Raw genomic sequence first — 6,083 nt, 5'->3', positions numbered from 1 at the left:
TTGAAAACATTCAAAATAAACTAAACAACAGGCCCAGAAAAGCACTCAAGTTCTTATCCCCCATTGAGTTTATTCAAAAACAAAAAATTGCATTTCAAAATTGAATTCACGATCTATAAAACTCCAAGAAATGGCCGAAACCTTATCTCTCCCTACCACTACTGACCGTAGATTAATTTATGAGAGTTTAATACCTCAAATTGCAGTACTCGTTGAAGGCGAAACGGACTTAATCGCCAATCTGGCAAACATCGTAGCCGCTATTCGCGAAGGGTTTGGTTTTTTTTGGGTAGGCTTTTACCTCAAAAAAGATAATCAATTGGTATTAGGTCCTTTCCAAGGGCCGATTGCCTGCACTCGTATCAACTTTACTATGGGGGTTTGCGGGGCTTGCTATAGCCGCCAGGAAATTATTGTCGTACCTGATGTTGAACTCTTTCCGGGACACATTGCGTGCAGTTCAGCATCGAAATCTGAAATCGTGTTACCTGTTTTTACACCCCGTGGAGAAGTAACTATGGTACTTGATGTAGACAGCGACCAGCTTAACGACTTCTCTGAAACCGATGCTGGGGGACTTAGAGAAGTAATTAAAATCGTGGAGAGACTTATTGCCAACGCTGCCGTTTAAGCTCCTTGATTTCAAAATTGAACGAGAGTTCATTCATGCACTTAAAATGGCCTTTGGGGCAACGTTTATAGCCAATTTTAGAACAGGGCCGGCAAGTAAGCTGCCGATTTTCGAGCAAAACAAAATTGGTTTGGTAAGGATACATCCCAAATTCTGGTATCGTATTCCCCCAAATAGAATACACTTTTTTCTTAAATGCAGCAGCTACGTGCATCAATCCTGTATCATGACTGAACACAAGTTTTGACTGCTGAATTAAAGAGGCCGATTGATTAAAATTGCATTTACCGCAGGCATTATAAACCAAGTTTTTCCCAATTGCATTTTCAATCATTTCACCATTGGCAGCATCTTCTTTTCCTCCCAACAGGACAATGGGATAATTGATTTTTTCACATAATTCAATCATCCGATTGAGTGGCAATTTTTTAGTTTCGTGCTGCCCCCCGATTGCGTATGCTACATAGCCCTTTTGGTGCGTTTCAGGCAACCAATCAGGCTCTATGATGTCACGATAAGGTATAAAATAATCCAGTCCTTTATCGTCATTTATAATCCCTAAATTTTGCAGGGTATTTACATAACGATCCACAATATGCACATTGGGAAGGGCATTAATTCTCCAGTTAACAAAAAGCCACTTTTCCCAATTCAACTTATTAAAACTATACGACTGCACCCCTAATGCTGTTTTAATCTGTAAGGTTCGAAGATTGTAGTGCAAATCTATCACCAAGTCAAATTTTTCGTTTTTTAATTGTTTTATCAGCGTCCAAAGGCTATCTTCCAATAAGTGGATTCGGTCAATGTAAGGATTATCAGCCAACAAATACTTATACGAAGCTTTGGTAACATAATGCACTTCTACATCAGGTCGTTGAGTTTTGAGACAACGAACCACGGGCGTCGTTAGGACAATGTCACCAATGGAAGAAAACCGAACTACCAAAACTTTTAAAGGCATGTAACGTATAAGGGTTGCTGAGAAATTTGACTTTTAACACAAATCTAATTAATTTTACTGAAAATCAGCCCACTACAAGCATGTCTGATAAACTTTTTGATATTAAAAACGACCGACGTTTAAGCGTCTATCTATACCGAATGGGATTCGGGCTATGGTTGTTATACATTTTGTTGGGAGCCCATTTTCTGCACAAGTTTATCATCTATCGTACACACTGTGCTGTCATGTGCGCCTTTTTTATGGTGTTTGGATTATCAGCGTCTATGTATTATGATTATTACCACAATCACGGCGAATTTGAGCAAAAGAAAAAGTGGCTTCTTATCAGTTATTTACTGTTGGCGGGTGTCATTTATTTTCTAATTTTAAAAGACAAGCCATTCTCTTTTAATTTATTCTAACGGCTATTTCATCGCTTTTGTAATTTCATTCAGTTTTTCCAACTTTTCCTGAAAATCACCTTTTAGTTTATTCCGGATTCGTTGTAAATTGTCTAAGGTTTCCTGTAAAGATTCGGGCAGAATTTCTTCTAAAACCTCCCTAAAACGTTTGGCGAAAGTAGGCGACTTCCCATTAGTCGAAATTGCAATCTTCAAGTCTCCTTTTTTTACAACTGAACTCAAATAAAAATCACATAAATCAGGGGTATCTGCCACATTGACCAGTATCCGACGAACCTTACAGTCCTGTTGTACTTGACTATTTACAGTTTTATTGTTAGTCCCAACGACAACCAAATCTTTATTCTCTAAATCTGTAGTTTCATATACCTTTTGTATGAGTTCAACAGCAGGGTGTAAAGCTACTAATTCGCGAATCTCATTCCGTATCTCCGGCGCAACCAAAGTTACGTGGGTTTGAGGTGAATTGGCCAGCACCGCAGTCAATTTTTCTAATCCCACATATCCTCCTCCTACAATCAGTAAGTGAAGTTGTTCAAGCTTTATAAAAATGGGAAAGAGAGTATTCACAGGCTATCGTTTTATCATTAGTTTTTCACTCTTGTCCAGCTATCCGTACGGCCAATGAGTGCCACACCAATATAACCGCGGACATCCAGTTGATTTGGATTGATAAGTCGCATTTTACAACTATACTCTTTCCCATTTTCAGGATCATAAATCTTGCCATCCTCCCACAAGTTATCTCCTTCATATTTAAAATTGCTTAAATTAATCATTCCTAAAATCGGACGTGATTTCTTTTGGGAATCGGGGTTTTTAATATCAGCTTTGGGCTTTCCGGTTGCCGGGTCATTGGGCTCTTTCAGCCAAACGATTTTACCAAAATACTTATCTCCTTGCTTATAAATCTGTACATGCCCTTTTTTAGACCCTGTTAGCCAAGTACCCAAACACGCATCAGGATTACTTTGGGCGAGAATTTGTAATGATACAAACATCGTCAGCAATAACAATTTTACTTTTTTCATTCTGAGATTGGGGATTTAGATTTAATTACGAACGCAAGTTCAGGGCTTTTTATTACAGAAGCAAATGAAGCCGTTGACAAACCTCTTTGTTTATGCCATAGATTCTCTATTTTTACGCAAAACTCTTTGAGATATATGCATGATATAACCTCTGTCTTTACCGATTTAGGTGGAAGTTTCATAACTCCACCTGAAATTCTAATAAGTAAAATAAGTAAAATAAAAGCATTTATATTTGATTGGGACGGAGTTTTTAATGACGGCACAAAAAACGAACAGGGCAGCAGCAATTTCAGCGAAGTAGATTCTATGGGTACGAACCTGCTGCGATTTGGTTGGTGGTTATCATTCGGGCAATTGCCTTATACAGCTGTTATTTCCGGCGAACGTAACTTATTGTCTTTCCAGTTAGCCCAAAGAGAACATTACCATGCCTGCTATTTCCGAATCAAACATAAAATTGACGCATTAGAGCATTTCATGTCCACTCGGAATCTTGTCGCAGAAGAAGTTGCCTTTTTTTTTGACGATGCTTTGGATTTATCAATCGCCGAAAAATGTGGGGTACGTATTCTCATCCGGCATAAAGGGAATCCGCTCTTTCAAAAATATGTAATTGAAAAAAACTTAGTTGATTATATTACTGCACAGGAAGGAGGTAATTTTGCCGTACGGGAAGGATGTGAATTGTTATTAGGCTTGGCAAATATCCATGACCAAACCATCACAGAGCGGCTCAATTTTTATCCACATTATGATGCCTACTTTTCACAAAGACAACTCGTTGAAAGCCGTTTTTTTACTTTGCAAAATGGGCAATTTGTTGAACAGTCCCCATAAAATGACAAGTATTAGCTAATTTTACACTAAAATTTTGAGAATGGATTTTCAAAGCAATAGGTTAAAAACAGGTGATGGTGGCATTATTCTTACGAGTGCCGAAGACCTATTGAATTGGGCACGCCTTTCGTCTTTATGGCCCATGGGTTTTGGTTTAGCCTGCTGTGCCATTGAAATGATGGCCTCCTACGCTTCTAACTATGATTTAGAGCGGTTTGGTATCTTTCCACGTCCTTCGCCTCGCCAATCTGACGTAATGATTGTAGCAGGTACTGTTACCTTCAAAATGGCAGATCGTATTCGACGTTTATATGAACAAATGTCCGAACCCCGTTACGTAATTTCAATGGGCAGTTGTTCTAATTGTGGCGGCCCTTATTGGGAGCATGGCTACCATGTTGTTAAAGGTGTTGACAGAATTATCCCGGTAGATGTTTATGTTCCTGGCTGTCCTCCCCGTCCCGAAGCCTTAATTGGAGGATTCTTAAAATTGCAGGAGAAAATTAGTCATGAACACCCTATTGTAGCCCCTAAATTATTATTAGACATTGATAAAGACCTTATATAACTAATGAGCTTTGAAGAAATTAAACAAATCGTATCAAGCCGTTTCGGTGAAGACACTTTTACTGTTTCTAATATAAAATCTTATCAGCCCATTTTACAAATACCAATAAACCATCTAATAGCCGTATGCAGTTTTCTGCACTCAGATGAAAAGCTATATTTTGATTATTTAGCTTGCTTAACAGGTATTGACAATGGCGTGGATAAAGGTACAATTGACGTAGTTTACAATCTAAATTCAATTCCTTACCAAAGTAACCTTACCATTAAAGTAACAATTTCTCGTCAAGTTAGTGGATATTCTGTTATTCCAACAGTCAGTAATATCTGGAAAACTGCCGATTGGCATGAAAGAGAGGCCTATGATTTAATGGGTATCCATTTTGAAGGGCACCCTGATTTGAGGCGTATTTTACTTCCTAACGATTGGCAGGGATATCCTCTCCGTAAAGACTATCAAGAGCAGGAATTTTATCACGGAATAAAAGTAATTTATTGAAAATCAACCAAATAAAAATATTTCTTGACATATTCAAAAAAAATGCTGTCCTTCGCAACAATTTTCAGCAAAAAAACGTTGGATTTGCGAGTTTTCACTGGTTTTTAACCTCATTTTAGAACTAATAAAAGGAAGAGAGTATGTATTGGACACTGGAATTAGCCTCCTATTTAGAAGATGCGCCTTGGCCGGCTACGAAAGACGAATTAATTGATTTTGCTATTCGTACGGGCGCCCCCTTGGAAGTTGTTGAAAACTTACAAGAGCTGGAAGATGACGGTCAGCCCTATGAAAGCATTGAAGAGATTTGGCCTGATTATCCAACAAAGGACGATTTCTTCTTTAATGAAGATGAATATTAAAATAAAAAAGCCCAAGTTAATGGGCTTTTTTATTTTCAGTTCATATAACAAAAAGAAAAACCCACTCGTTGAGTGGGTTTTGATAATGAATGTGGCGGCTACCTACTTTTCCACGTTTTATCGCAGTATCATCGGCGGAGCGGGGCTTAACTTCTCTGTTCGGAATGGGAAGAGGTGAACACCCACCCTGTAACCACCATCAAGTCTTCTGATTTCGGACTGCAAAGAGGTAAAGTCGTACGCGACTCCGAACCCACTCTGTAATCACCATCAACTTCTTCTGATTTCGAGTTATCACTAACTCTGATCAATTTCCTTGGCTATATCAGGGTAACATCATTAATTGACATTGGGAGAAAAATAAGAAAAACGATTCAATAAGAAGATATTGGGCAATTAGTACTGCTCAGCTTTGATGTCACCACCTTTACACTTGCAGCCTATCAACGTCATAGTCTATAACGTCCCTTGTTTGGAAGTCTCATCTTCAGGTCGGTTTCGCACTTAGATGCTTTCAGCGCTTATCCGTTGCCCACGTAGCTACTCGGCCATGCTACTGGCGTAACAACCGATTCACCAGCGGTGAGTCCAACCCGGTCCTCTCGTACTAAGGTCAGCCCCCGTCAAACTTCCTACGCCCATCACAGATAGGGACCGAACTGTCTCACGACGTTCTGAACCCAGCTCGCGTGCCACTTTAATCGGCGAACAGCCGAACCCTTGGGACCTTCTCCAGCCCCAGGATGTGACGAGCCGACATCGAGGTGCCAAACCATCCCGTCGAT

Annotated in this window: 9 protein-coding genes and 2 rRNA genes; 6 read left to right on the top strand and 5 right to left on the bottom strand. The window is 39.4% G+C overall.

Going from position 1 to position 6,083, the window contains the following annotated elements:
• Positions 1-130 precede the first annotated feature (130 nt).
• Positions 131-631, top strand: a complete 501-nt coding sequence (locus Q0081_RS21700) for a GAF domain-containing protein (RefSeq protein WP_298358445.1) — start codon at positions 131-133, stop codon at positions 629-631.
• Here the strand turns inward: Q0081_RS21700 and Q0081_RS21695 are convergent.
• Positions 609-1,595 carry a glycosyltransferase family 9 protein gene (locus tag Q0081_RS21695; RefSeq protein ID WP_298358442.1) on the bottom strand — a complete coding sequence of 329 codons (987 nt, stop codon included), beginning with the start codon at positions 1,593-1,595 and terminating at the stop codon, positions 609-611. The genes Q0081_RS21700 and Q0081_RS21695 overlap by 23 nt on opposite strands.
• A gap of 80 nt (positions 1,596-1,675) precedes the next feature.
• On the opposite strand from Q0081_RS21695, the gene Q0081_RS21690 reads away from it, so the two are divergent.
• A complete protein-coding gene (locus tag Q0081_RS21690; RefSeq protein WP_298358439.1) occupies positions 1,676-1,999 on the top strand; it encodes a hypothetical protein in 324 nt (107 codons plus the stop codon).
• A 3-nt stretch (positions 2,000-2,002) separates the two neighbouring features.
• On the opposite strand, the gene Q0081_RS21685 is transcribed toward Q0081_RS21690, so the two are convergent.
• Together Q0081_RS21685 and Q0081_RS21680 are read right to left on the bottom strand one after the other, a co-directional pair.
• Complete coding sequence (locus tag Q0081_RS21685; protein WP_298358435.1) at positions 2,003-2,569, bottom strand: bifunctional precorrin-2 dehydrogenase/sirohydrochlorin ferrochelatase; 567 nt, start codon at positions 2,567-2,569, stop codon at positions 2,003-2,005.
• 17 nt (positions 2,570-2,586) lie between these two features.
• Positions 2,587-3,030, bottom strand: coding sequence for a DUF2147 domain-containing protein (locus Q0081_RS21680; protein WP_298358432.1), 444 nt, complete (start codon positions 3,028-3,030; stop codon positions 2,587-2,589).
• Between the two features lie 135 nt (positions 3,031-3,165).
• Here Q0081_RS21680 and Q0081_RS21675 point away from each other — a divergent pair, with 135 nt between their 5' ends.
• The 4 genes from Q0081_RS21675 (at position 3,166) to Q0081_RS21660 (ending at position 5,298) form a co-directional block, all read left to right on the top strand.
• A complete protein-coding gene (locus tag Q0081_RS21675; RefSeq protein ID WP_298358429.1) occupies positions 3,166-3,870 on the top strand; it encodes a phosphatase in 705 nt (234 codons plus the stop codon).
• A 40-nt stretch (positions 3,871-3,910) separates the two neighbouring features.
• Positions 3,911-4,438: an NADH-quinone oxidoreductase subunit NuoB gene (gene nuoB / locus Q0081_RS21670; RefSeq protein WP_298358426.1), complete on the top strand. Its 528-nt coding sequence runs from the start codon at positions 3,911-3,913 to the stop codon at positions 4,436-4,438.
• A 3-nt stretch (positions 4,439-4,441) separates the two neighbouring features.
• Positions 4,442-4,936, top strand: a complete 495-nt coding sequence (locus tag Q0081_RS21665; protein ID WP_298358423.1) for an NADH-quinone oxidoreductase subunit C — start codon at positions 4,442-4,444, stop codon at positions 4,934-4,936.
• A 140-nt stretch (positions 4,937-5,076) separates the two neighbouring features.
• Complete coding sequence (locus Q0081_RS21660) at positions 5,077-5,298, top strand: DUF2795 domain-containing protein (RefSeq protein ID WP_013927448.1); 222 nt, start codon at positions 5,077-5,079, stop codon at positions 5,296-5,298.
• Positions 5,299-5,387: 89 nt separating this feature from the next.
• On the opposite strand, the gene rrf is transcribed toward Q0081_RS21660, so the two are convergent.
• A 5S ribosomal RNA gene (gene rrf, locus Q0081_RS21655) occupies positions 5,388-5,499 on the bottom strand.
• A 175-nt stretch (positions 5,500-5,674) separates the two neighbouring features.
• A 23S ribosomal RNA gene (locus Q0081_RS21650) occupies positions 5,675-6,083 on the bottom strand; the annotation flags it as partial.

Source organism: Runella sp. (assembly GCF_027484545.1).
Taxonomy (GTDB): Bacteria; Bacteroidota; Bacteroidia; order Cytophagales; family Spirosomataceae; genus Runella.
The sequence above is the reverse complement of the archived record's forward strand: the minus strand, read 5'-3'. Positions and strand labels throughout refer to the sequence as shown.